The organism is Streptomyces sp. NPDC097129 (assembly GCF_055668065.1).
The window spans coordinates 1-1088 of record NZ_JBVOQE010000107.1 but is presented as its reverse complement, the minus strand read 5'-3'; the positions used below and the strand labels follow the sequence as shown (position 1 = coordinate 1088).

At 63.9% G+C, this 1088-nt stretch carries 2 protein-coding genes; both read left to right on the top strand.

What is annotated here, in order from left to right; translation table 11 throughout:
• Positions 1–379, top strand: a 379-nt coding sequence (locus tag AC0B9F_RS38450) for an NlpC/P60 family protein (protein ID WP_472010488.1), incomplete at its 5' end; no start/stop codon positions are given.
• Positions 380–683: 304 nt separating this feature from the next.
• Positions 684–1055 carry a hypothetical protein gene (locus AC0B9F_RS38445; RefSeq protein ID WP_229757323.1) on the top strand — a complete coding sequence of 124 codons (372 nt, stop codon included), beginning with the start codon at positions 684–686 and terminating at the stop codon, positions 1053–1055.
• Positions 1056–1088: the final 33 nt, after the last annotated feature.

The following is a 1088-nucleotide window of genomic DNA, read 5'->3' as shown; positions in this document are numbered from 1 at the left end:
CGAAGCTGCGATGCGGGCACTCGGGCTTCCCTACCAGTGGGGCGGCGGTTTGTTGACCGGTCCGTCGATGGGTGATGGAACGGGCGGCCCGATCGCCGGTTACGACTGCTCCGGACTGAGCCGCTTCGCGTACTTCATCGGAAGCGGCGGAACCAAGGTGCTGCCTCGGACGTCGCAGGAGCAGTTCCGCGCCGGACACCAGATTCCGATGAGCCAGGCACAGCCGGGTGACCTGCTGTTCGGGAATTGGCAGGCTGACGGCGCCAATCATGTCGCGATCTATCTCGGCGAGGGCAAGATGATCGAGGCACCTCAGACCGGTCAATTGGTGCAGATCAGCGCAGTCCGTTCGGACATGATCCCGGCCAGGTTCCTCTGATGACGGACCTATCTTCCACTGTGAGTAACTGCCGGGCCGAGCGGCCAGGTCGCAGTGTTTCGACGCTCAGTGGTGTCGGGGCCGCCGCCCTGATCCCGGCGGCGCTGACGACGCTATTGATTCAGTGGGGGCCTGCAGCGGCGTCTGCGCTCACTCACAGTGGGAGGGGATGACAGTGACGGACGGCGCACCCGACAGCACAGCCGCAGGCCACTACGATTTGCGTAACGACAGCGGAGAACCTCAACAGAGCACCGCTGAGATTGATGCGAGCACAACCTCGAGTGAAGGAGATACCACTGCCATGACCGCGACAACGCCGTCAAGCCACAAGAAGGCGCTGGAGACAGCACGCAAGGCCGCAGAATCGTTGGCGCAGGAGGCGATTGCAACGAGAGTCGCTCTCGTCGGTGCCATCGGCGAGGCGGAAGCTGAGCTTGCTGCCATCGACGCGGCACGGGTTGAGGCAGAGGACACGATCCGCCTCGCCCATGAACGCGCGCTCGCGGGCGGGTGGACCGTCAAGGAACTCGCCGCTATGGGATACAGCGCACCGAAAAAGAAGAAGGCCGCAGCGTCGAGTAAGCGATCCTCGTCGGCGCCGGCAGAAAACACGGCCGCCGCGAATGCACCCCAAACGTCCGAACAGAATCCCGCGCACGACAGCTCGGCCTAAAAAACGCACACCACGTGTACCCCCGGGTCCGTC